20 protein-coding genes are annotated in these 21,546 nt (G+C 65.8%); 10 read left to right on the forward strand and 10 right to left on the reverse strand.

Going from position 1 to position 21,546, the window contains the following annotated elements:
• Nucleotides 1-98 precede the first annotated feature (98 nt).
• The 3 genes from FFY45_RS02610 to dtd form a co-directional block, all read right to left on the reverse strand.
• Nucleotides 99-422, reverse strand: coding sequence for a DUF6566 family protein (locus FFY45_RS02610; RefSeq protein ID WP_176339326.1), 324 nt, complete (start codon nucleotides 420-422; stop codon nucleotides 99-101).
• Nucleotides 423-596: 174 nt separating this feature from the next.
• Entirely contained in the window at nucleotides 597-2,474 is a 1,878-nt protein-coding gene (rpoD, locus tag FFY45_RS02615; RefSeq protein ID WP_055847682.1) for an RNA polymerase sigma factor RpoD, read from the reverse strand.
• A gap of 105 nt (nucleotides 2,475-2,579) precedes the next feature.
• Nucleotides 2,580-3,020, reverse strand: a complete 441-nt coding sequence (gene dtd / locus FFY45_RS02620) for a D-aminoacyl-tRNA deacylase (protein ID WP_176339327.1) — start codon at nucleotides 3,018-3,020, stop codon at nucleotides 2,580-2,582.
• Here dtd and FFY45_RS02625 point away from each other — a divergent pair.
• Nucleotides 3,019-4,035, forward strand: a complete 1,017-nt coding sequence (locus FFY45_RS02625) for a lauroyl acyltransferase (protein ID WP_176339328.1) — start codon at nucleotides 3,019-3,021, stop codon at nucleotides 4,033-4,035. The two genes, dtd and FFY45_RS02625, sit on opposite strands and share 2 nt — an antisense overlap.
• 241 nt (nucleotides 4,036-4,276) lie before the next feature.
• Here FFY45_RS02625 and FFY45_RS02630 read toward each other — a convergent pair whose 3' ends face one another.
• A complete protein-coding gene (locus tag FFY45_RS02630; RefSeq protein WP_115039600.1) occupies nucleotides 4,277-4,798 on the reverse strand; it encodes a GNAT family N-acetyltransferase in 522 nt (173 codons plus the stop codon).
• Nucleotides 4,799-5,043: 245 nt separating this feature from the next.
• Between FFY45_RS02630 and ribA the strand changes: the two genes are divergently transcribed.
• The 3 genes from ribA to FFY45_RS02645 all read left to right on the forward strand — a co-directional run bounded on the left by ribA (nucleotide 5,044) and on the right by FFY45_RS02645 (nucleotide 8,295).
• On the forward strand, nucleotides 5,044-6,177 hold the full coding sequence (ribA, locus tag FFY45_RS02635) for a GTP cyclohydrolase II RibA (RefSeq protein ID WP_176339329.1): 1,134 nt from the start codon (nucleotides 5,044-5,046) through the stop codon (nucleotides 6,175-6,177).
• 139 nt (nucleotides 6,178-6,316) lie between these two features.
• A complete protein-coding gene (locus FFY45_RS02640) occupies nucleotides 6,317-6,793 on the forward strand; it encodes a PH domain-containing protein (RefSeq protein WP_176339330.1) in 477 nt (158 codons plus the stop codon).
• Nucleotides 6,790-8,295 (forward strand): PH domain-containing protein, encoded by a 1,506-nt coding sequence (locus FFY45_RS02645; protein WP_176339331.1) that lies wholly within the window; start codon nucleotides 6,790-6,792, stop codon nucleotides 8,293-8,295. Before FFY45_RS02640 ends, FFY45_RS02645 begins: the two co-directional genes overlap by 4 nt.
• A 203-nt stretch (nucleotides 8,296-8,498) precedes the next feature.
• Here the strand turns inward: FFY45_RS02645 and FFY45_RS02650 are convergent, their stop codons facing one another.
• The gene (locus tag FFY45_RS02650; protein ID WP_176339332.1) at nucleotides 8,499-9,557 is read right to left on the reverse strand and encodes a CDP-glycerol glycerophosphotransferase family protein; all 1,059 of its coding nucleotides are present in this window, start codon (nucleotides 9,555-9,557) and stop codon (nucleotides 8,499-8,501) included.
• Here FFY45_RS02650 and FFY45_RS02655 point away from each other — a divergent pair, their 5' ends adjacent.
• Nucleotides 9,558-10,382, forward strand: a complete 825-nt coding sequence (locus tag FFY45_RS02655; RefSeq protein WP_176339333.1) for a glycosyltransferase family 2 protein — start codon at nucleotides 9,558-9,560, stop codon at nucleotides 10,380-10,382.
• Here FFY45_RS02655 and FFY45_RS02660 read toward each other — a convergent pair.
• The 5 genes from FFY45_RS02660 to def all read right to left on the reverse strand — a co-directional run bounded on the left by FFY45_RS02660 (nucleotide 10,367) and on the right by def (nucleotide 16,408).
• Nucleotides 10,367-11,638: an O-antigen ligase family protein gene (locus tag FFY45_RS02660; RefSeq protein WP_176339334.1), complete on the reverse strand. Its 1,272-nt coding sequence runs from the start codon at nucleotides 11,636-11,638 to the stop codon at nucleotides 10,367-10,369. The two genes, FFY45_RS02655 and FFY45_RS02660, sit on opposite strands and share 16 nt — an antisense overlap.
• 152 nt (nucleotides 11,639-11,790) lie before the next feature.
• Nucleotides 11,791-13,512, reverse strand: coding sequence for an ArnT family glycosyltransferase (locus FFY45_RS02665; protein WP_176339335.1), 1,722 nt, complete (start codon nucleotides 13,510-13,512; stop codon nucleotides 11,791-11,793).
• Between the two features lie 47 nt (nucleotides 13,513-13,559).
• Complete coding sequence (gene rsmB / locus FFY45_RS02670; protein ID WP_176339336.1) at nucleotides 13,560-14,870, reverse strand: 16S rRNA (cytosine(967)-C(5))-methyltransferase RsmB; 1,311 nt, start codon at nucleotides 14,868-14,870, stop codon at nucleotides 13,560-13,562.
• On the reverse strand, nucleotides 14,870-15,793 hold the full coding sequence (gene fmt, locus FFY45_RS02675; RefSeq protein WP_104591733.1) for a methionyl-tRNA formyltransferase: 924 nt from the start codon (nucleotides 15,791-15,793) through the stop codon (nucleotides 14,870-14,872). The genes rsmB and fmt overlap by 1 nt, the downstream gene beginning before the upstream one ends.
• 102 nt (nucleotides 15,794-15,895) lie before the next feature.
• Nucleotides 15,896-16,408 (reverse strand): peptide deformylase, encoded by a 513-nt coding sequence (gene def / locus FFY45_RS02680; RefSeq protein WP_006453163.1) that lies wholly within the window; start codon nucleotides 16,406-16,408, stop codon nucleotides 15,896-15,898.
• Nucleotides 16,409-16,540: 132 nt separating this feature from the next.
• Between def and FFY45_RS02685 the strand changes: the two genes are divergently transcribed.
• The 5 genes from FFY45_RS02685 (at nucleotide 16,541) to FFY45_RS02705 (ending at nucleotide 21,460) form a co-directional block, all read left to right on the forward strand.
• Nucleotides 16,541-17,677: a LysM peptidoglycan-binding domain-containing protein gene (locus FFY45_RS02685; protein ID WP_176339337.1), complete on the forward strand. Its 1,137-nt coding sequence runs from the start codon at nucleotides 16,541-16,543 to the stop codon at nucleotides 17,675-17,677.
• A 74-nt stretch (nucleotides 17,678-17,751) separates the two neighbouring features.
• The gene (gene dprA / locus FFY45_RS02690) at nucleotides 17,752-18,888 is read left to right on the forward strand and encodes a DNA-processing protein DprA (protein WP_176339338.1); all 1,137 of its coding nucleotides are present in this window, start codon (nucleotides 17,752-17,754) and stop codon (nucleotides 18,886-18,888) included.
• A 43-nt stretch (nucleotides 18,889-18,931) separates the two neighbouring features.
• A complete protein-coding gene (locus FFY45_RS02695; RefSeq protein WP_006453160.1) occupies nucleotides 18,932-19,405 on the forward strand; it encodes a DUF494 family protein in 474 nt (157 codons plus the stop codon).
• 40 nt (nucleotides 19,406-19,445) lie between these two features.
• On the forward strand, nucleotides 19,446-20,165 hold the full coding sequence (locus FFY45_RS02700; protein WP_176339339.1) for a pilin: 720 nt from the start codon (nucleotides 19,446-19,448) through the stop codon (nucleotides 20,163-20,165).
• A gap of 59 nt (nucleotides 20,166-20,224) precedes the next feature.
• Entirely contained in the window at nucleotides 20,225-21,460 is a 1,236-nt protein-coding gene (locus FFY45_RS02705; RefSeq protein WP_176339388.1) for an RDD family protein, read from the forward strand.
• The last annotated feature ends 86 nt before the right edge of the window (nucleotides 21,461-21,546 follow it).

Consider the following 21,546-nt stretch of genomic DNA (forward strand, 5'->3'; position numbering starts at 1 on the left):
GCCGGCGACCTATGGCAGATGGTAAAGACCTCCACAGGTTCTTGGGCGACAGTCATCTGTAAGACTGATGGCCTACTACGACTCGTACATTTCGCCCACTACGCCATCTCAAACTGCGCATCGATCAACTTCCGCCCCGCGTGAAACCCTTGCGCAATAGCGTCCTGATACGTCTCCCAACCAGGCCCCTGGTCGTCGATGCGTGGCTGGCGTTGGCCGCCAAGCGCATACATATCGACCTGCAACGTCCAGTTGGCATCCGGCGCAGCGCGCTCGACGCGTACGCGGATCTCGTGATCGCGGTACGTGGTGGTTTCAAAGCGGCTTTGCCTGCTCATAAGGCGGTCTCGTTTGCGTGCGTCCGTCAACTTAGAAGGCACGGTTGGAACACCACGTGAGCTTTGGAGAAGCGCCGATTTCATGTTGCGGCGCCGTGCGGCTTCGTCGCCGATGCGTGAATGCCGTAGCGCTGCAGTACGCTGCCGTGGCACGCATCCCCCGCACTTATTGCAAGTATCGTCCTTCGGCTGACCCATAACGCAACAGCCCCGCGATTGCGGGGCTGTTGTGATCACTGCGCTGGAATCGCCCTGATATCAGTCGATATCAAGGAACGAGCGCAGCTGCTCCGAACGGCTAGGGTGACGCAGTTTGCGCAACGCCTTGGCCTCTATCTGACGAATCCGCTCGCGGGTGACGTCGAACTGCTTACCGACTTCTTCCAGCGTGTGATCGGTATTCATGTCGATACCGAAGCGCATCCGCAGCACCTTGGCTTCGCGCGGGGTGAGGCCGGCCAACACATCACGCACCGTCTCGGAGAGATTGATGTTGGTGGTGTTGTCGATCGGGGACTCCACATTGGTGTCCTCGATGAAGTCGCCCAGATGCGAATCCTCGTCGTCGCCGATCGGGGTTTCCATCGAGATCGGCTCCTTGGCGATTTTCATCACCTTGCGGATCTTGTCCTCGGGCATGTCCATTTCCTTGGCCAGTTCCTCCGGCGTGGCCTCGCGGCCGAACTGCTGGAGCATCTGACGGGAAATGCGGTTCAACTTGTTGATCGTTTCGATCATGTGCACCGGAATACGGATGGTGCGCGCCTGATCGGCGATCGAACGGGTGATGGCCTGACGGATCCACCACGTTGCATACGTCGAGAACTTGTAACCGCGACGGTATTCGAACTTGTCCACGGCCTTCATCAGGCCGATGTTGCCTTCCTGGATCAGGTCGAGGAACTGCAGACCGCGGTTGGTGTACTTCTTGGCGATGGAGATGACCAGGCGCAGGTTGGCCTCGACCATTTCCTTCTTGGCCTTGCGTGCCTTGGCTTCGCCATAGGCCATCGCGCGGCTGATCTCCTTGATCTCGCCCAGGGTCAGGTAGTTGGCCTTCTCCATCTCGATCGAGCCCTGCTGCTCGGAGACGATCTGGTCCTTGACGTCGCGCAGCGCCGACGACCACTTCTGCTTGCGCTTGAGGGCGTCTTCCACCCATTCCAGGTTGGTCTGATTGCCTTCCCAGGAGCGGATGAAGTCCTTGCGCGGCATGCGTGCCACGGTGGTAGCCAGGTGCAGCACCTTGCGCTCGTGGTCCTTGATGCCGTTTACCACGCCACGCAGCTGGGTGACCAGCGCGTCGGTCAGCGGCAACGGCAGCTTGAGCGTGGTGAAGATGGCGGCCATGTCTTCGCGCGCCTTGACCACCAGCTTGTGCTCGGCGCCGTTCTTGGCATAGATCTTCTTGAACTTGGCGTATTCGTTGGCCAGGTTCTCCATGCGCGTGGCCACTTCCACCGGGTCTGGACCGGTCGGGCCGGCCTCTTCTTCGGCAGCGTCGTCGTCGCCGTCTTCGGCATCGTCGTCGTCGGCAGCATCGTCTTCGGAGACGGCAACCGGGCCGGCGGCGGCAAGCGCCGCAGCAGCAGCATCAGCTTCTTCGATCAGGTCGTTGAAGCCAACCACGATCTCGGCCAGACGCTTCTTGCCTTCCTTGTGCGCTTCGTAATCGGCCAGCAGCATTTCGGTCGACAGCGGGAACACGCCCAGTGCTGCCTGGACCTGGCTCAGGCCTTCTTCGATGCGCTTGGCGATGGCGATTTCGCCTTCGCGGGTCAGCAGCTCGACCGTGCCCATTTCGCGCATGTACATGCGCACCGGGTCGGTGGTACGGCCACCTTCGGTATCGAGCGCGGTCAGCGCGGCGGCGGCTTCTTCGGCGGCGGTATCGTCAACCTCACGGTTGCCGGTGTTGCCATCGTTGAGCAACAGGGTTTCAGCATCGGGCGCAACTTCATGGACATCAATGCCCATGCCGTTGATCATGCTGATGATGTCTTCGATCTGCTCCGGGTCGACCAGGTCGTCGGGCAAATGGTCATTGACTTCGGCGTAGGTCAGATAGCCCTGTTCCAGGCCCTTGCTGATCAGTAGCTTGATGTCGGATTGCTGGGCAGGACGTTCGTTGGCCATGGATGCTCGCGCCACCGGCTTTGAGATTGGAAAGAGGACCTAGCATTATACCAGCGTGAAGCCCCGTCTGCCGGATTCAAGACGAGACCGCTGGTGTAGCGCTGGCTAGGGCCTGAGAAGGAAGGTCACCGGGCCATCGTTGACCAGGTCGACAACCATATGGGCACCGAAACGCCCGGTTTCCACCCCGCCGCGATGTTTTTCGCGGCAGATCGCTACCAATTGATTGAACGCCCGTTCAGCCTCCAGCGGCGGTGCAGCCGTGCTGAAGCCTGGTCGTGTGCCCGAGCTGGTGTCGGCAACCAGGGTGAACTGGCTGACCAGCAGCAGCCCGCCCGCGGTATCGGTGAGTGAGCGGTTCATCTTGCCGGCGTCGTCGGCGAACACGCGATAGCCGAGCAGGCGTTCGGCCAGGCGCCGGACCTGCGCATCGCTGTCGCCGGGCTCGACCCCGACCAGGGCCAACAGCCCGGGACCGATCTGACCGACGCGCTCTGCATCGACAGTGACGCAGGCCCGGGTGACGCGTTGGATCAGTGCAAGCATGGGCATTGTGGTTGAGCAAACTGTGTCGCGCAGCATGCCCAGCACGGCCCGTACTGTCACGCGCGGGCCTTGGGCGGCCGCGCTGTTTAGAATTACGTCGATGAAACCTGATGCTCGCGCTCGCCTGCTCTACGCCACCGCCGCCACCGTGGGCCGCCTGCCGTGGCCGCTGCTCAAACGTGTGGCCGATACGCTGGCCTGGAGCTGGCGCAAACTCGATGCGCGCGAGAGCCGCGTGGCACGCCGCAACCTGGAGTTGGCGTACCCGGAACTGGATGCCGGCCAGCGCGCGCAGCTGCATGCGCAAGTGCTGCGTTCGACCGCGCGGCAGACACTGGAAGTGCTGCGCACCTGGACCCGCCCGCCGGCCGAGAACCTGGCACGCCTGCAACGCAATGGCCAGGAGCTCTACGACGCAGCGCTGGCCTCCGGGCGCGGGGTGATCGTGGCAGCACCGCACTTCGGCAACTGGGAACTGCTCAACCAGTGGCTGTCCGAACGCGGGCCGATCGCGATCGTGTACCGCCCGCCGGAGTCGGACACGGTGGACGGCTTCCTGCAACTTGCCCGCGGCGGCGACAACGTGCGTCAGGTGCGTGCCGAAGGCCCGGCGGTGCGGCAGTTGTTCAAGGTACTCAAGGACGGCGGCGCGGTCGGCATCCTGCCCGACCAGCAACCGAAGATGGGCGATGGCGTCTTTGCGCCGTTCTTCGGCATTCCGGCCTTGACCATGACCCTGGTCAACCGGCTTGCCGAACGTACCGGCGCGATCGTGCTGTACGGCTGGTGCGAACGCGCCGGTGGCGATCTGCAGTTCGCGCTGCATGTGCAGCCGTCGGACCCGGCGGTAGCCGATGCAGACCCGGTGCGCGCGGCCTGCGCGCTCAATGCGGGCATCGAACAGATCGCCCGGCGCGACCCGGCGCAATACCAGTGGACCTACAAGCGCTACACGCTGCGCCCGCCAGGCAGCGGCGAGGCCAATCCGTATGCGACGGAGCGGCATCCGCACTAGATTGGCCAGCACACCGACGGCACGGCTACGTTTTGCTAGCCGCTCCTGGCTGCAGATCCTGTGCAACAGATCGCGTGCAACGCTGCGTTGACACGCAGCGCATTCCGATCGCCTCCATCGCAGATAGTCACTGGGTGACGCCGCGCCGCAGTGGCTCGCTACATCGCCCGCCCGCTCAGCCCAGCGCAAACAAGGGTGCGAACAGAGCGCGGCACGCCGTGTCGGCGCCAGGCACCACCATTCAATCGTCGTGTGGATCGGCCGGCGTGGCCAGAATGCGCTGATAGAACGCCAGATCCAGCCAACGCCCGAACTTGAAGCCTGCCTCGCGCACCGTGCCGGCGTGGGTGAAGCCGAATTGTTCGTGCAAGGCGATGCTGGCCTGATTGCTGGCATCGATGCCGCCGACCAGTACATGCACACCGCGCTCCTGCGCCGCGGCGATCAAGGCCTGCAGCAGCGTGCGCCCCAGCCCTTTGCCGCGATGGTCGCGGTGCACGTAGATCGAATGCTCCACGCTGTACTTGAACGCCGGCCAGGCGCGGAACGTGCCGTAGCTGGCAAAGCCCATCAACGTGCCGTCGGCGTCTTCCACACCGATCACCGGAAAGCCGCCCGCCCGCTTGGTCGCAAACCAGCCGACCATGCTCTCCGGCGGCCGCGGCTTGTAGTCGTACAGCGCGGTCGAGTTGGCGATGGCATCGTTGAAGATGTCCAGGATGGCGCTGGCGTGGCGGGCTTCGCTGCAGTCGATAAGAGACATGGGGTCCTAGGCGGGCAGAGGGTCTTGGGATTAAAAAGCATTGCCGGGCGATGAACAACGCAACCGGCATGCAACCAATCGGCGCCTGCTGCGCCACCCAGTCTGCAGTCGCTGGATGCACCGTTCCACCGCGCCGTGGCGACCGGGCGTTGCGAACCACGCGACAATGGCGTCACGCGACCACGCAGTGGCTGCGGCGGCGTCCGCCTTGAAGCGGCCGTGGCAATCCCCATCTGGAGTCGTGCATGAGCAGCCCCGTCCTCTCCCCCAGCGCACACGCCTTCGGTGATCCGGCGGCGATCCGCTGTGAGCGCGCCGCCTCCGAACTGCGGTCCGGCCGCCCGGTGCTGCTGACGGCTGCTAACGGGCAGGCGCGCGCGGTACTGGCGTTGGACAGCAGCACCGCGCAGTCGTATGCGGCCTTCGCGCGTGCGGCGCAGGGGCGTCACTATCTGTTCGTCACCCCGACCCGCGCCCAGGTACTGGGTTTGAGCGCGCCGCAGGGCGCGCGCGTGGCGCTGATCGAACACAGCTACGACCAGCTTGCAGCGCTGGCCTACCTGCGCGACACCCCGGTGCCGACGCAGTGGACACCGGGCGATGAGTTGGACGCAGGCGCGGTGGAGATCGCGCGTCTGGGACTGCTGCTGCCGGCGATGCTGGCGGTAGACCTGCGCGACGCGGACGACCAGGCTGCCTTCGCCGGCTGCCAGTCACTGGCGTTGGACGACCTGAGCACCGGCTGCGCCAAATCCGCCGCCGCCGGCTACGAGCTGGTCACGCGCACGCCGGTGCCGTTGCGCGGCCTGGGCATGAGCGAATTCGTGGTGTTTCGAGGCGGGGTGGCGCAGCGCGACCAAGTGGCGATCGTGGTCGGCCAGCCCGACCTCTCGGCTGCGGTGCCGGTGCGCGTGCACTCCTCATGCCTGACCGGCGACCTGTTCGGCTCGCTCAAATGCGATTGCGGCGATCAGCTGCGGCACGGCCTGGCCAAGCTGAAAGACCTCGGCGGCGGTGTGCTGCTGTATCTGGACCAGGAAGGCCGCGGCACCGGCATCGCTGCCAAGATGCGTGCCTACGGCTATCAGCATGCCGGGCTGGACACCATCGATGCCGACGCGCAGCTGGGCTTCGGCCCGGACGAGCGTCGCTACGGCAGCGCGGTGGCAATGCTGCGCGGCCTGGGCATCGGCCGGATCCGGCTGTTGACCAACAACCCCGCCAAGGCCGAACGCCTGCGCGCGGCAGGCATCAGCGTCGAAGACCGCATCCCGGTCACCGGCGACATCACCCCCGAAAACGAGCAATACCTGCGCACCAAGGCCGCCCGTGCCGGCCACGCGCTGGATGTGGATGCGCTGATTCTGGCCGCGCAGTAAGCGCGGCCTGCGCCGGATGCGCCCGCCCTCGGCGCCCGGCTATGCTTGCGCACCGCTTCTGCAGGCCAGCCTCGTGCACGACGCTCCACCGCCGCACCCCGATGTCATCGTCCCACCCGCTCCGGCAGAAAGTCCGGCCGTGGACCACACGCAGTGGCAGTCGCTACCGCAGCGTGGCGCTTATGTGGCCGGGGTGAACGGCGCACTGGGCGGCGGATTTGCCGGGCTGATTGCCGCTGGCGTGACGGCCACCGCGCTGCACGCCTGGGGTTACTGGCCGGTGGTGCTGGGCGTGACGTTGATGGCCGCTGCACTGGGTGCCTGGTTTGCGGTCAAACGCCATCGCCTCACCCATTGGAAGCTCGACCAGCACGGCCTGGCGCTGCAACGCGGCCACCTGTGGCAGAGCGACACGCGGATTCCGATCTCGCGCGTGCAGCATGTGGATCTGCGCCGCGGCCCGATCGAGCGCGCCACGCGCCTGACCACATTGGTGGTGCACACCGCCGGCAGCCGGCTCAATGCAGTGGCGCTGTCCGGCCTGGATCAGGACGATGCCGAGCGATTGCGTGACCGCCTCGCGCGCCAGCTCGATCACGACGACGACGCGCTATGAGCGCGATCGAACATCCCGGCGACGCCGAACAGCGCCTGCATCCGCTGTCGTGGATGTTCGTGCTGCTGCAGCAGATCCGCCAGTTCCTGATTCCGCTGGCCGCGCTCGTGTTGTTCGGCAGCCGCGACGGCAGCCGCGATTTTGCCGACCACATCGCCACCGGCGTGGTGATCGCGGTGCTGGTGGCGATTTCGGTGCTGCGCTATTTCACCTACCGCTACCGCATCGGCACCGACGGCGTGGCCATTCGCAGCGGCCTGCTGGAACGCAGCCGGCGCGATATTCCGTTCGCGCGTATCCACAACGTGGTGGTGCATCAATCGCTGCTGCACCGGCTGGCCGGCGTGGCCGAAGTGCGGCTGGAATCGGCCGGTGGCCACAAACCCGAAGCGGAAATGCGCGTGCTGCGGCTGGATCAGGCACTGGCGCTGGAAGACCTGATCCGTCGCCGCACGCACCACACCGATGCCGCCGCGCCGCAGCTCGACAACAACAGCAACACGCTGCTGCGCCTGCCGATGGGCGAAGTGATCCGGCTGGGGCTGATTTCCAATCGCGGCATGGTGGTGGTGGCAGCCAGTTTCGGTGTGATCTACCAGATGATTCCGCGCCGCACGGTGTCCAACTTCGTCGAACACAATGGCGAGCTGGCGTATCGCTATGTCAGCCAGATCCATCCGGGCACGGCAGTCACCGCTGCGTTGGTGCTGATCGGCTTTTTAGCGGTCTTACTCGCTATGCGCGCGCTCTCTGTGGCCTTGGCGGTGGCGCAATACCATGGCTTTCATCTCAGTGAATCCGAGCGCCGTCTCACCGTGGAGCGCGGCCTGCTGACGCGCGTCCGCAGCAGCGTGGCGTTGCGGCGTATCCAGGCGTGGACGCTGTACGAAAGCCGCCTGCATCGCCTGTTCGGCCGGCGCCAGCTGCGCGTGGACACTGCCGTGGCCGGCACTGGCGATAACGAAGGCAGCGCGTTGAAGGAACTCGCGCCGATCGCCGACCCGCAGCGCTGCGATGCCTTGTTGCAGCGCCTGCTGCCCGGTGCTGCCTGGCCGCCTGCGCAGTGGCAGTCGATCGCCACGCATTGCTGGTGGCGGCTGAGTCTGCCCACGTTGCTGTTGCTGCTGCCGCTGATGGCCGGCCTGGCCTGGCAGTTCGGCAGTCAGGCGGCGTGGGTGTTGCTGTGGTTGCCCTGGAGTGCGTTCAAGGCGTATCGCCAGGTGCAACGCATGGGCTATGCGCTGGATGCGCGGTATGTGGCCGTGCGCGGTGGCTGGTGGAAGCGTTGGTGGCGGCTGGCCGAACTGGACAAGCTGCAAGCGCTGCAACTGCAACGCTCGCCGCTGGATCGGTTGTCCGGCACCGCCACGCTCTGGCTGGACACCGCCGGCGCCAGCGCAACCGGCCCGGCGTTACGCCTGCGCTTTGTGCCGATGGCGCGGGCGCAGCAGCTGCAGGCACAACTCGGTGCGGCGTTGACGCGGCGCAAGCTGCGCTGGTGATTGGTGATTGGTGATTGGTGATTGGTGATTGGTGATTGGTGATTGGGGATTGGGGATTGGGGATTGGGGATTGGTGATTGGTGATTGGTGATTGGTGATTGGTGATTGGTGATTGGGGATTGGGGATTGGGGATTGGGGATTGGGGATTGGCAGCTTGGATCAGCGATCGCTGATCGGCATTGGCATCGCGCACCACCAGCAATCAAAGTTGCGCCGGCCCCCAATACCCGAGTTCGCGCCGAATCTGCAGCCCGCGCCATAGCGCACCCAACGGCTTGCGTCGCAACGGGCCGAGCTTGCCGGCGATGAAATCCTCGGTCGCTGCGATCACCCGCGCCGACGACTGCCCATCGCGATATGGATGGATCGCGTCGGCATAGCTGGCCAACGCGCCACGCAGCGCCGCATCCGGCGCCAGTGCGCGCGCCAGTTGCTCCGGCAACTGCTCTGCTTGCTGAAAGTCGAGCATATGCGGCTGCGGCACGCGGTTGCGAAAAGTCACCACCGGTTTGTGTTGCACCACGAATTCGGAGACGATCGAGGACGTATCCGACACCAGCACATCGGCCGCACGCTGCGCGGCCATGACCTCTTCGGGTTCGACGAAGCGGGCATTCGGCCCGGCCAGCGCGCGATAACGATCGAACAAGTCCGGCGCGCACTTCGGGTGCAAGGTCAGCAGCCAATAATGCGCGCCGCGCGCGATATCGGCGGCGATCTCAGCATAGAGCGCAGGCGCAGCGCTCAAGCGCTCGGTAAACGTGGAGCCGAACAGGATCACCGGCCGCCCGTTGGCTGGAGCGCGCAATGCGGCGCTGCGTCCGCCATCGTCGCGGAACACCGGGTCGAGCTTCGGCCAGCCGGTTTCGACCACTGCAAAATGCCCTTCGCGCGTGGCCAATGCACGAAACGGTGCCGTGGTTGCAGGACCTTGCGTGCAGTACAGATCGAACAGACCGCGCACGCGGAAATGGCCGCGATTGTCTTCGCGCTTTTGCACGTTGAAGCCATGGAAGAGCTGCACCTTGGCGCCGGAGATAAACGGCGGCACCCAGTTGGCTGCGCTGAACACCGCACGCGGACGCAGCGCCAGCGCCTCGCGCAGGCCGACCTCGCGCGCGCCCAGCAAGGCCAGCCCACGCGCACCGCCCTCGAACCAGGCCGACACGGAGTGACCGCGGGTCTGTAATGCCTGCGCCAATGGCGCCAGAATAGGCAACGCGTAACGCTCCGTTGCGAACAGCAGGTACTCGGCCATCACATGTCCTCTTTGACCGCACCCGACGAACGGCCGCGCATCAGCGCCTGCATTATCGCGTTCAATGAGGCCGATCGCCTACGCGACTGTCTGAGCTCGCTGGCGTTCTGCGACGAGATCGTGGTGGTGGACTCCGGCTCCACCGACGCCACCGTGGCGCTGGCCACCGCACTTGGCGCACGCGTGTTGCAACGCGACTTCGACGGCTATCGCAGCCAGAAAGCGTATTGCGTCGAACAGTCCAGCTACGACTGGGTGCTGTGCCTGGATGCCGACGAACGCATCAGCGATGCCTTGCGCAGCTCGATCATCGCCGCGCGCGATGCGGGCTTCACCGAGGCGGCCGGCTATCGCTTCGCACGGCTGTCGGATTACTTCGGCCGCTTTCTGCGCCATGGCAATGCCTATCCGGATCGCGTGCTGCGCCTGTTCGATCGCCGGCGTGGCGGCTGGCGCGGAAAGCGCGAGATCCACGAAGCGGCGAGTGTGGATGGAACCGTCGTCACCCTGCCCGGCGATCTGATTCATTACCCGTATCGCTCACTGGCGCAGCAGCTGGCCAAGACCCAGCGCTATGCGCAGATGATGGCCGAGCACGAGTACGCACGCGGCAAACGCGCGACCTGGAGCAAGCTTGTGCTGGCGCCGGCCTGGCGTTTCTGGCGCGGCTATCTGCTGCGTGGCGGTTTTCGCGATGGCTGGCACGGGCTGATCTACGCCTATGTGCGTGCCAACTACGTGCGCCAGAAGACCATCATGTTGTGGCTGCTACAGCACAACCAACCGGTGCAGGACCCACCACGCGCGGACGATCAACGCAGCGACTGAGCTGCAGCCTGCTGCGCCTGGCGTGCTGCCAGGCCAGCCAGCACACCGACCATCGCCGTGTAGAAACTCGCCGAGACCTGATGCGCGAACATCGATTGCGTCAGCCCGCACAGCGCGTAGCTGATCACGATCATCACGCCGGCCGCTGCCGGCCCACGAAACTGGCGCTGCCCGCTGCGCCGATGCAACCGCACGAAGATCCACAGCGGCACGCCATATACCGCGATCAACAGCAACAGGCCCGGAACGCCCTGCGTGGCGCCCCATTCGGCCAGATCGTTATGCGCGTGACCAAGATGACAACGCAGCAACCAGGTATCGCCGGCACACACCGGCAACTCGCGCATCGCATCGTCGAAACGCCCGACGCCCACGCCGGTGAGCGGATGCGCGCGCAAGGTATCCCAGGCCACATGCAGCCGCTCGATACGGGCGCCGGCAGACGAATCGCTGTCGCCGACCTCGTAGCGTTGCAGATCTCTCTGCAATTCACCCAGACGCATTTGATCGGTCAAGGCCGGCACGCTGACGATCACGCCCACCGCCAACACGCCGCTGCCGATGAAGGCCAGCAAACGCATGCGCGGGCTATGCCAAGCCGCGCCCCAGATCAGCACACCGAGTGTCACCAGCAACGAAAGGTACACACCACGGCTGCCACTGAGCACGATGACCACCACCGCAGCGATGGCCGCGCCGACCAGCCAGCGCACGTTGCCCACCGGGCGACAGAACACCGCCACCACCAGCAGCATCAGCGTGATATCGGCGAACACAATCGCGTTGGTAAAGCCTTCCGCGCGGTCGGCACCGTTCATCACCTGCAACAAGGCGATCAACATGGCTGCGAACACGCCGGCCAGTGCGCCGCGCCACAACCAGACCTGGCGCGGCTGCAGCGCGTACGCCCACAACGCAGCCCACGGCAACACCAGAAAGCGCGAGCGGTTATCGACGTCGCGCAGCCCATGTTCGAACAGGGCGATCGACAGCAGCGACATCGCGATGACCGCCGCCGTCAGCCAGCCCAGCGCACGTAGCGACCCATCGCGCGTGACGATGCCCGCACGCAGGTTGCGCCAACCCACCAGCGAACCGAGCAGCAGGCACACGCCGAACGGCAGCAGACCGCTCGGCATGCTGACCACCAGCGCGGTCATCAGGAACACGCCCAGTTCGGCGATGCGCACGCCTGCCCGCGATGCGATGGGGGCAGCCTGCGACAGCGAAGCGGGTTGAGTGGGCAAGGAATTCATCGAGCATCGGTGGCGAAAGGGAAGTAAAGCGGGCAACACGCAGCGGCAACGCCGGCCAAGCTAACGATGCTCCGCATGAATCGTCGCTAGACAGCGGCCAGCGGCGGCATTGACGCAGCGCAAATCGTGCCCGGGAGGTCTGCTCGGCGCCCTCATTCGGTCTCCAGGTTGCCCTGCTCCTGTGCTTCCACCGCCCGCTCGTTGGAGCTCGCCACGCAGCTGCCCTGCACCGCATCGGCCGGCACCAGCCACCAGCGACGACGGTTGGCCACCCCCACCAATTGGCTGCGACTGCGATCCACGCAGGCCAGCAACGCCGTCTCCTGTACCAACAGCCAGCGTTGCGCAGGCTGCTCTGCCTGCCAGGTCACCCCGCGTTGCAGCTGTTGTTCCCACGGCACCTTGAAGCCGAAGGTCTGCGCGGGGCGGTCGGCCATCAGCAGGTTCTGCTCTTTCCACGCCACCAGCCCGAGCTGCGCATGCGCCCCGATCCGGCGCCCGGCTTCGCGCATCACCGCGCCCGACGAGCTGGAGTCGTTGAAGATCGGGTAGCAGACCAGCCCGAACGCCACCCACCACGCACCCAGCAGCGATGCGACCGCAAGCGCGGAGCGGCGCACCCGCAGCAACAGCAGGCTGGCCACGCCCCACACCCCCACCGCCAGCAACAGCCAGCCGAGCGGGTCGGTGGCCTCGCTGCCGACCCCGCGGCTGTCCATGATCTTCTGCTCGAAGCCCGGATGCCCGATCAGCATCGCCACCCCGCCAACGCTGAAGACCACGGTCAGCAGCAGCGCGAATCCGAACAACATGCGTTGCACCCCGGCCCGGCGCAACAGCCCCGCCGCCAACGGCGCCAGCGCCAGGCAGAACATCGGCAGCGCCGGCAGGATGTAGACATCGCGCTTTCCGCTGGGAATGGTGAAGAACACCAGCACCAACAGCCACCACGCCAGCGGCAGCAGATAGCGCGCATCGCGGCGCTTGAGCCGGCGCCGCCAGGCCGGGATCGCCCATGGCAGCAGCAGGATGGTCGGCAGCCACATCGTGGCCATGCCCTTCAAGTGGTACCAGACCGGTTGCGCGTGATCCCAGGAGCTGGCGTAGCGCTTGGCGGTCTGGCGCAGCAGGATGTCGTTGAGATACACGCGGTATTCGGGCTGGCCTGCGGTCAGCGCGGTCACCATCATCGGCACGAACCACAGCAGGATCGCGACAAAGAAAAACAGCGGCCCCAGCCAGAAGCGCCGATCGCGCACATGCACGCGTACGCCCGGCCAACCGCGCGCCGACGCAATGCCGGCCGGGATCAGCATCAGCAACGCGATCACGCCAACGCCCTTGGTGATCACGCCCAGCCCGGCGGCGAACCAGCCCAGCGTCCACCAGCGCCAGGCCGGGCCCATGAGCAGATGGCGCAACAGCCCGTAATTGGCCAGGGTGATCCAGAACACCACCAGCGGGTCGATCTGCGCCTTCTTGGCCTGGAAGGTGAAGTGCAACGTGAATAGCAGCATCCAGGCCGCATACAGGCCGACGCGCCGGGTCCACAGCCGCCGCCCCAGGTCGTACACGCAGGCCAGCGTGCCCAGCGCTGCCAGCAGCGACGGCAGCAGGAACGCCACCCGCCAATTGCCCAGCAGCGTGTAGAACAGCGCCTGCAGCCACATCAGCATCGGCGGCTTGTCCGAGTACAGCTCGTTGCCGCGATGCGGGAACAGCCAGTCGCCGCTCAGCACCATCTGCTTGGCGACCAGCGCAAACCGCGGCTCGTCCGCCGGCCAAGGGTCACGCAATCCCAGCCCGGCACCGATGACCAATACAGCGGTGATGGCCAGCAGCCAGAAATCGGTGGAAGCACGGGTCTTGAGCATGGCCGGCGGCAGTGGGAAACAGGAGGGAACGCCGACTCGGCGCGCGATCAGGAGGTTTTTAGCAAAAGCGCGTAGAAAAATCCGTCGCAGTGCTGCTCGCCTGGAAACCGCTGGCGCCCCGGCCCTGCCGCATGACCAAACTGCGCACCCAACGGCTGTGCCTGGGCATCAGGGGTGCGTTGCAAAAACGCCTCCACCTGGGCCTGGTTCTCACGCGCGAGCAAGGAGCAGGTGGTGTAAAGCAACTGCCCGCCCGGACGCAGCGTGCGCCAGGTCGCATCGAGCAAGCGTGCCTGCAAGGCGCTCAAGGCATCGATATCGTCGGCGCGGCGATGCAGCAGCACATCCGGTTGACGGCGCACCACGCCGGTGGCCGAACACGGCGCATCCAGCAGCACCGCATCGAACGGCTGCCCGTCCCACCACGCGGCGGGATCGGCGGCGTCGGCCGCATGCAGCGCCACCTGCGCACCCGGCACGGTGCGCTGCAGGGTCTGCTGCACGCGTTCCAGCCGGCGCGCATCCACATCCAGCGCGGTGAGCTGCAGGCCGGGATGGCGCTCCAGCAGATGCGCCGCCTTGCCACCGGGCGCGGCGCAGGCATCGAGCACGCGCGCGGACGCGGCCAACTGCAGTGCATCGGCCACCTGCTGCGCAGAGCCGTCCTGCACCGAGACCTCGCCTTCGGCAAAGCCCGGCAACTGACTCACCGGCAGCGCGCTGTGCAAGCGCACCGCATCCGGCAACACCGCATCGATTTCGGCAGCGATGCCCAGTTCGGCCAGGCGCGCGACATACGCGGCCGGATCGGTGCGCCCGCGATGCACACGCAGCCACATCGGCGCCATCAGCGCGCTTGCAACGAAGATATCTTCGGCGTCATCACCCCAATCGGCGCGCAGCTGCTTGCGCAACCAGGACGGCCAACCGGCATCGGCAGACACTGCCGGAAATCCTTCGCGCTGCGCACGCCGCAGGATCGCGTTGACCATGCCGGCCTGACGCGGCCGGCCCAGCGCGCGACACGCATCCACGGTGGCCGACAACGCCGCATGCGCAGGCAGTTGCAGCACATCGAGCTGGGCGAAGCCGGCCATCAGCAGCGCTTTCAGTTCGGCATCGCGCGGCGGCAACGGGCGCTCCAGCCACTGCCGCAGCGCTACGTCGTAGGCCGGGCGGCGGCGCAGCACCGCAAAACAGATCGCCTCCACCAGCGCGCGGTCACGCGGATCGCTCAGGCCGGGCAAGCTCGCAGCCAGCTCGGCCTTGAGCGAGCGGCCCTGGTCGAACACCGCCGTCAGCACCCGCGCTGCGGCCAGACGCGAGGCAACGCCGGCAGTGGCGGCTTCCGTCGACATCAGGTCAGCGCCGGCAGATCGCGGCGCGCGTTGAGGTAGTCGGCGGCGGTGATCGCCTTGCCGCCCTCGCGCTGCAAGACGCGTACCCGCAACGCGCCCTCACCGCAGGCGATATCGATGCCCTGCTTGCTGGCGGCCAGCAGGGTGCCCGGCGCCTGCCGATGTGCCAGCTCCAGCGCCACTGCACCATGCAGGCGCACACGCTCACCGGCCAGCATCGCCTCGGCCACCGGCCATGGATTGAACGCGCGCACCCGCCGCGCCAGTTCCTGCGCCGGCTGCGCCCAGTCCAGCCGCGCCTGCGCCTTGTCCAGCTTGTGCGCATAGGTCACGCCCTCGGCCGGCTGCGGTTGCGCCACCGGGCGAACCCCGGCACGCAGCAACCCCAGTCCATCGGACAACACCTGCGCACCCAGCGCAGCCAGGCGGTCGTGCAGCTGCCCGCCGGTCTCCTGCTCGCCGATCTCCAGTCGTTGCGACAGCAGCACCGGGCCGGTATCCAGGCCCGCTTCCATCTGCATCAGGCACACGCCGGTTTCGGTATCGCCGGCCTCGATCGCACGCTGGATCGGCGCGGCGCCACGCCAGCGCGGCAGCAACGAGGCATGCACGTTCCAACAGCCGTAGGTCGGCGCGGCCAGCACTGCCTTGGGCAGGATCAAGCCGTAAGCCACTACCACCATCAGGTCGGCATCGAGCGCGCGCAGCGTCGCCAGGGCCTCGGGCGAGCGCAGCGTCTGCGGCTGAAACACCGGGATGCCGCGCGCGATCGCTTCCAGCTTGACCGGCGAGGCGGTCAGCCCACGGCCGCGGCCGGCAGGCCGATCCGGCTGAGTATAGACCGCCACCACTTCATGTCGCTGCGCGGCCGCGCGCAACGAGGCGACGGCAAAATCCGGCGTACCGGCGAAGATGATTTTCATTGGGCGGGGGATTCGGGAGTGGAAATTGGGGAGTCGCAGGGGCGGATTCGGCAATCGGTGAGAGAACCGGCTTTCCGAATCCCGACTCCCAAATCCCGGCCGTCAGGCAACGTGTTTGCGCTGCTTGGCCAGTTTCTTGCGCACCATCTCGCGCTTGAGCGGCGACAGATAATCGACAAACAACTTGCCGTCCAGGTGATCCATCTCATGCTGGATGCACACCGCCAGCAGGCCTTCGGTGCTCAGTTCCTGCGCCTGCCCGTGGCGGTCGACATAGCGCACCGTGATCGCATCGGCACGGCTGACATCGGCATAGATGCCCGGCACCGACAGGCAGCCTTCCTGATACAGCTGCTCGCCCTGTTTGCTGACGATTTGCGGGTTGATGAATACCTGCGGCAGGTTCTTCTCGTCGCTGACGTCGATCACCATGAAACGCTTGTGCACATCCACCTGACTGGCGGCCAGGCCGATGCCGGGCGCCTCGTACATGGTCTGGAACATGTCGTCAAGCAAGCGTTGAAATGCCGGGCTGGTGACCTCGGCAGCATCGACCGGCACGGCCTTGGTGCGCAGCCGCGGGTCGGGAAATTCGAGAATAGGGAGCAAAGCCATGGGGTTACCCGTGCTGGGAACACCGGCGCGGCGCCGGCAAGACGCTCCTATTCTAGCGCACTGCTTGCGTAGCGCCGGGGTTTCTGGACTATAGTGCGCGGACCTGTTGGGGAATCAGGCAAGAAGGCACTCATGTTGAAACGACTTCGTACGGTCGTCGCTGCGGCGATGCTGACCGTCGCGACCTACGCTGCCGCGCAAGCGGTGGGCGAACATCCAGAGACTTACGTGGTGCGCAAGGGGGATACCCTTTGGGACATCGCTGGGCGTTTTCTGCAAAAGCCGTGGCTGTGGCCGGAAATCTGGCAGGCCAATCCGCAAATTCAGAATCCGCACCTGATCTACCCGGGCGATGTGATCAGCCTGGCCTACCTGGATCGCGTCGCCAAGGGCACTGTGCAGCCCGGCCCGCGTCAGGAAGCGCCGATCAATGCGATTCCGCTGTCGGAAGTGGAGCCGTTTCTCAAAAACCTGCGCGTCACCGACGATTTCGACGGCCTGCCGTATGTCGTGGGTCTGGAGGGCGGTCGTTCGCGTGCCACCACTGGCCAGTTGGCCTATGTGGTCGGCCTGGATGACGCACAGCCGGGGCAGCGCTTTGCAGTGGTGCGCCCGACCGTGAAGTTCAGCCTGCCCAAGCCCAACGATGATCTGGATATGGCCGGCAATAGCGTCGCCGGCTCCGGCAACATCTGGAAGAACTACATCGCACCGAGCAGTCGCCGCGAGTTCCTGGGTTATGAACTGGCGCAGGTCAACGTCGGCACCATTACCCGCAGCGCGGCAGGCGGCAACTCCAAGGCGGCGACCTTGCTGCTGCAGGACAGCGGCCGTGAAGTGCGGGCGGGCGATCGCATCATCGCGGTCGAGGCACAGCCGTACGATCTGCAGTTCATTCCGCATCCGCCCTCGGAACAGGCCACGCAGACCGAGTTGCGCGTGCTGGCCATCTCCGATGCCTTCATCGTCGGCGGCACCCGCGACGTGATCGCCATCTCCGGTGGCGCGCGCGAGGGCATCAACAACGGCACCGTGTTCTCGATCTGGCGCAAGGGCCGTACGGTCAGCGACCGCGTCAAGCACTCGCGTTTTTCGCGGACTGACGATGACTTCAGCGGCCCGGCCGGTTCCACCGTCGGCCTGCCCGACGAATACGTCTCACACGCGATGGTGTTCCGCACCTTCGACAAGGTCAGCTATGCGTTGGTGATGGAAAGCGTCAAGCCGACCGGCCTGGGCTACATCGTCAAGCATCCAGACGCGCAATAAGCGCGACAAAATCCGATGCTGTAACGCGACGGCGCCTGAGGGCGCCGTCGTCGTTTGCGGCCTACGCTGACCGCATGGCCTTGATTGCTCCCGACCTGCGTGCGTTGTTGATCCTGCTGCTGGCCGGCGGCCGCAGCCCGCCGCGCCGTACGCTACTAACGACGTTCGCCTCGCCGGCCGAGATCCTTGCCGCCGGCTCCGATGCATGGCGCGCTGCCGGCTGCGACGCGCTGCAATCGGCCCTGCTGCGTGTCCCCGACACGCAGGCGCTGGACGCTGCGCTGCACTGGTGCGCGCAGCCCGGGCATCACCTCATCGGTTGGCAGGATCCGGACTATCCCGCCCTGTTGCGGCATCTGGTCAATCCGCCGCTGGCCTTGTTCGTGGACGGCGACCCCAATGCGTTGTGGCATCCAGCGGTGGCGGTGGTCGGCAGCCGCGCAGCCACGGCCGGAGGGAGAGAGCACACCCGCGCGTTCGCTTCCAGCCTGGCGAGCGCCGGGCTGGGCATCGTCAGCGGCATGGCGGCAGGCGTGGATGCGATCGCCCACGAGGCCGCGCTGGCCCGCGCCGACGGCATCACCGTGGCGGTGGTCGGCACCGGCACCGATGTGGCCTATCCCGCACACCATCACGGCTTGCGCGATCGCATCGCCGCGCGTGGTGCGGTCGTCAGCGAGTACCTGCCCGGTACAGCGGCGGCCGCGGGGCACTTCCCGGCCCGCAACCGGATCATCGCCGGGCTGGCATTGGGCACGCTGGTGGTCGAAGCGGCCATGCGCTCGGGCGCGCTGATCACCGCGCGGCTGGCAGCCGAGGCCGGGCGTGAAGTGTTCGCCCTGCCCGGCTCGCTGCACAATCCGCTCGCGCGCGGCTGCCATCACCTGATCCGTCAGGGTGCCACCCTGGCCCAGGAGCCGGCCCAGATCATCGACGGGCTGCGCCTGCTCTCGGGCGAGTTAGCCGATGCCTTGCGCCAGCGCCTGGCCGCCCCCACTGATCAGGCCAGGACGGCGCCCAAGGCCTCTACCGCGCGCCCGGATCCGGACTACCAGCGCTTGTGGCAGGCACTTGGCCACGACCCAACCCCTATGGATGCATTGGTCGAACGCACCGGATTGACGGCCGCCACGCTGTCCTCCATGCTGCTCATCATGGAACTGGAGGGAGACGTGGTCACCGAGCACGGTCGCTATACCCGCAATCCCTAGTTTCTTCACCTCCACAGCGTCGCGCGACGCAGGCCGAGGGGCAATGAAAGAGAGCATTCTTGATGTACTGCTGTACCTGTTCGAACATTATTTCAGCGAAGACGCGGACCTGGTCCGTGACCGTGACTCGCTTCAGAATGGCCTGATCCAGGCTGGCTTCAGCCCTGCAGAAATCAGTAAAGCCTTCGATTGGCTGGACGCGCTCTCCGAGCAGCGGCCTAGCGTTGCGCGCCCGCACGTCGACGGGCCGGTGCGTATCTACCACGGCCCGGAGCTGGACAAGCTCGATGTGGACTGCCGTGGGTTTCTGATGTTCCTGGAGCAACACCGCATTCTCGATGCCGATCAGCGCGAGTTGGTGCTGGACCGCGCCATGGCGCTGGACCAGGACGAGCTTGATCTGGACGACCTCAAGTGGGTGGTGCTGATGGTGCTGTTCAACCAGCCGGGCGCCGAAGCGGCCTATGCATGGATGGAAACGCAGATGTTCCTCGACGAGCCTGAACCCGTACACTGAGGGTCGAAGCCGCGATGGAAGCGCGTGCGTGGGGACGGGAATGAGCAGTTGGTATTACGCCGAGGGCAACCGCCATCGGCGTGGCCCGGTGGCCGGCGAGGCCTTGCTGGGCCTGTATCGTGATCGCGCGATTGCCTTGGATACCCTGGTCTGGCGCGAAGGCCTGGCCCAATGGGTGCCGCTGTCCGCCTGCGCCGATGAACTCGGACCGCCGATCTCCACCGAGTTGAGCGCTGCAGCGCAGCCTCCGCCACTGCCATCGGCGGCGGCACACATGTCGCCTGCCCACGTGTCTGTACTGCCAGCGCATCGCCTGCCGAACCACGGGCCGGGATGGGCGTTGGTGCTGGGCGTGGTGGTGGGGATGTTTGTCCTGGTGGCAGTGATCGGCATTCTGGCTGCAATCGCGCTACCGACTTATCAGGACTATGTGGGACGCACCAAGGTCGCCAAGGCGGTGGCCGCGTTGGCGCCGTTAAAGCCGCAGATCGCCGAATTTCTCGCGCAGGAAGGCCGTTGTCCAGTCAATGGCGACAGCGGGTTCCAGGCGCCCGAGCTTTATGCAAACGACGTGCTGACCAGCGTACGGGTCGGCCGTTTCGACACCACCCAGTGCGGCATCGAAGCGGTGATGCATGCACCGAAATCGGCCAAGCTCGATGGCAAGGCGTTGTGGCTGGATTTCGACGCTGATGCGGGCAGTTGGCAGTGCAGTTCCGAAGTCGACGACAACCAACTTCCGCCGGACTGCCGCGGTTAGAGCGCGTTAGCTCAAATGCATCTCACGCTCAAGCCAATCGTTTCACCAAGGGGACATCAATGACGCAGTGGTATTACGCCGACGCCCAGCGCGAACGCCAGGGGCCGATCGACACCGACACGCTGGTTGCGCGCCTGTCGCAAGGCATCATCGACCGCTCCAGCCTGGTCTGGCGCGAAGGTCTGCCGCAGTGGGTGGCGCTGCGCGAGGTCGCGGCCGAACTGGGCGTCGACACAGCAATGCCGGCGCCCCCCGAGCCGACCGGATATACGTCAGTGGACGTTCCCGGCAGTGAACCGCAGGCGACGGTTTACCCGACCAGCGCCCCAGTGGATAACGCGCCCACCGCAGTGGCGCCGTTTGCCGGCTCCGCTCAAGACGCTTCGCTCGCGCGGACCGAATCTGGCCTTGCCGATCACCCTGCAGCAGTGGATCAGCAGCAGATTCCGCCAAGCGAGCACGCTGCATCGGCAGATCCAGTAGCGTGGTCCACCACGCCGGCAGAGGCAGCGACACCCCCAGCGGCCTCAAGCCCGCTCCTGACCGAGGCCTCGGACGCGCCTGCCACGCCCGCCGATGCCTCGTCGCAGACACCCGCTGGCGTGCCAATTCCCAGCGCCTGGAACTCCGTAGCCGCCGCCGCACCCACAGCAAGCGTTTCTTTGCAGGATGCCCCGGTTGTCTACGCCGGCCTGTGGCGGCGCGTGGCGGCCAGCATTCTGGACAGCTTCGTGACCACCTTCGCGGTGTATCTGATCGTGATCCCGTTGGTGTTCGTCGTGGCGCTGGCAACCACCCGCGGCGATTCCGGTTCGGCGCTGGACGACGGCAGCGCGCTCGGCATCGCGATCATGGTGGTGTCGTATGGCATTGGTCTGGCCATCCCGACGCTGTATTTCGCCTGGATGCAGTCCAGCCGGCACCAGGCAAGCCTGGGCAAGCTCGCCTGCGGGATCAAGCTGGTGCGCGCCGACACCAACGGCGGCCGGGTAGGTTTCTGGCGCAACGTGTTGCGCTATCTGGCCTACATGCTGATCAGCGTGCTCACACTGGGCATAGGCGCGATCGTGGCGGCGTTCATGGCCGGCATGACCCAGCGCAAGCAGGCCCCGCACGACAAAGTGTGCGAGACCCTGGTGGTGGATCGCTGGGCCTTCACCGATCACCCGGAGCGGCAATCCACGGGGCTGGACACAGTCACGATTGTGGTGCTGGCCATTTATGCGGTGATAGTAGTGATTGGCGTGATCTTCGCCGCAATCATGATTGCAGCGATCGGAATGAGCCAGAACTGAGGGTTCGTAGCCGAAGCCGCTTGACACGGCGGCGTCTGCCGTGATCTTTCTAATAAGAGAACTGAACGCCCGGGCTACCATCCCGG

The organism is Xanthomonas hortorum (assembly GCF_011305375.1).
In the GTDB taxonomy this organism is placed as follows: Bacteria; Pseudomonadota; Gammaproteobacteria; order Xanthomonadales; family Xanthomonadaceae; genus Xanthomonas; species Xanthomonas hortorum_E.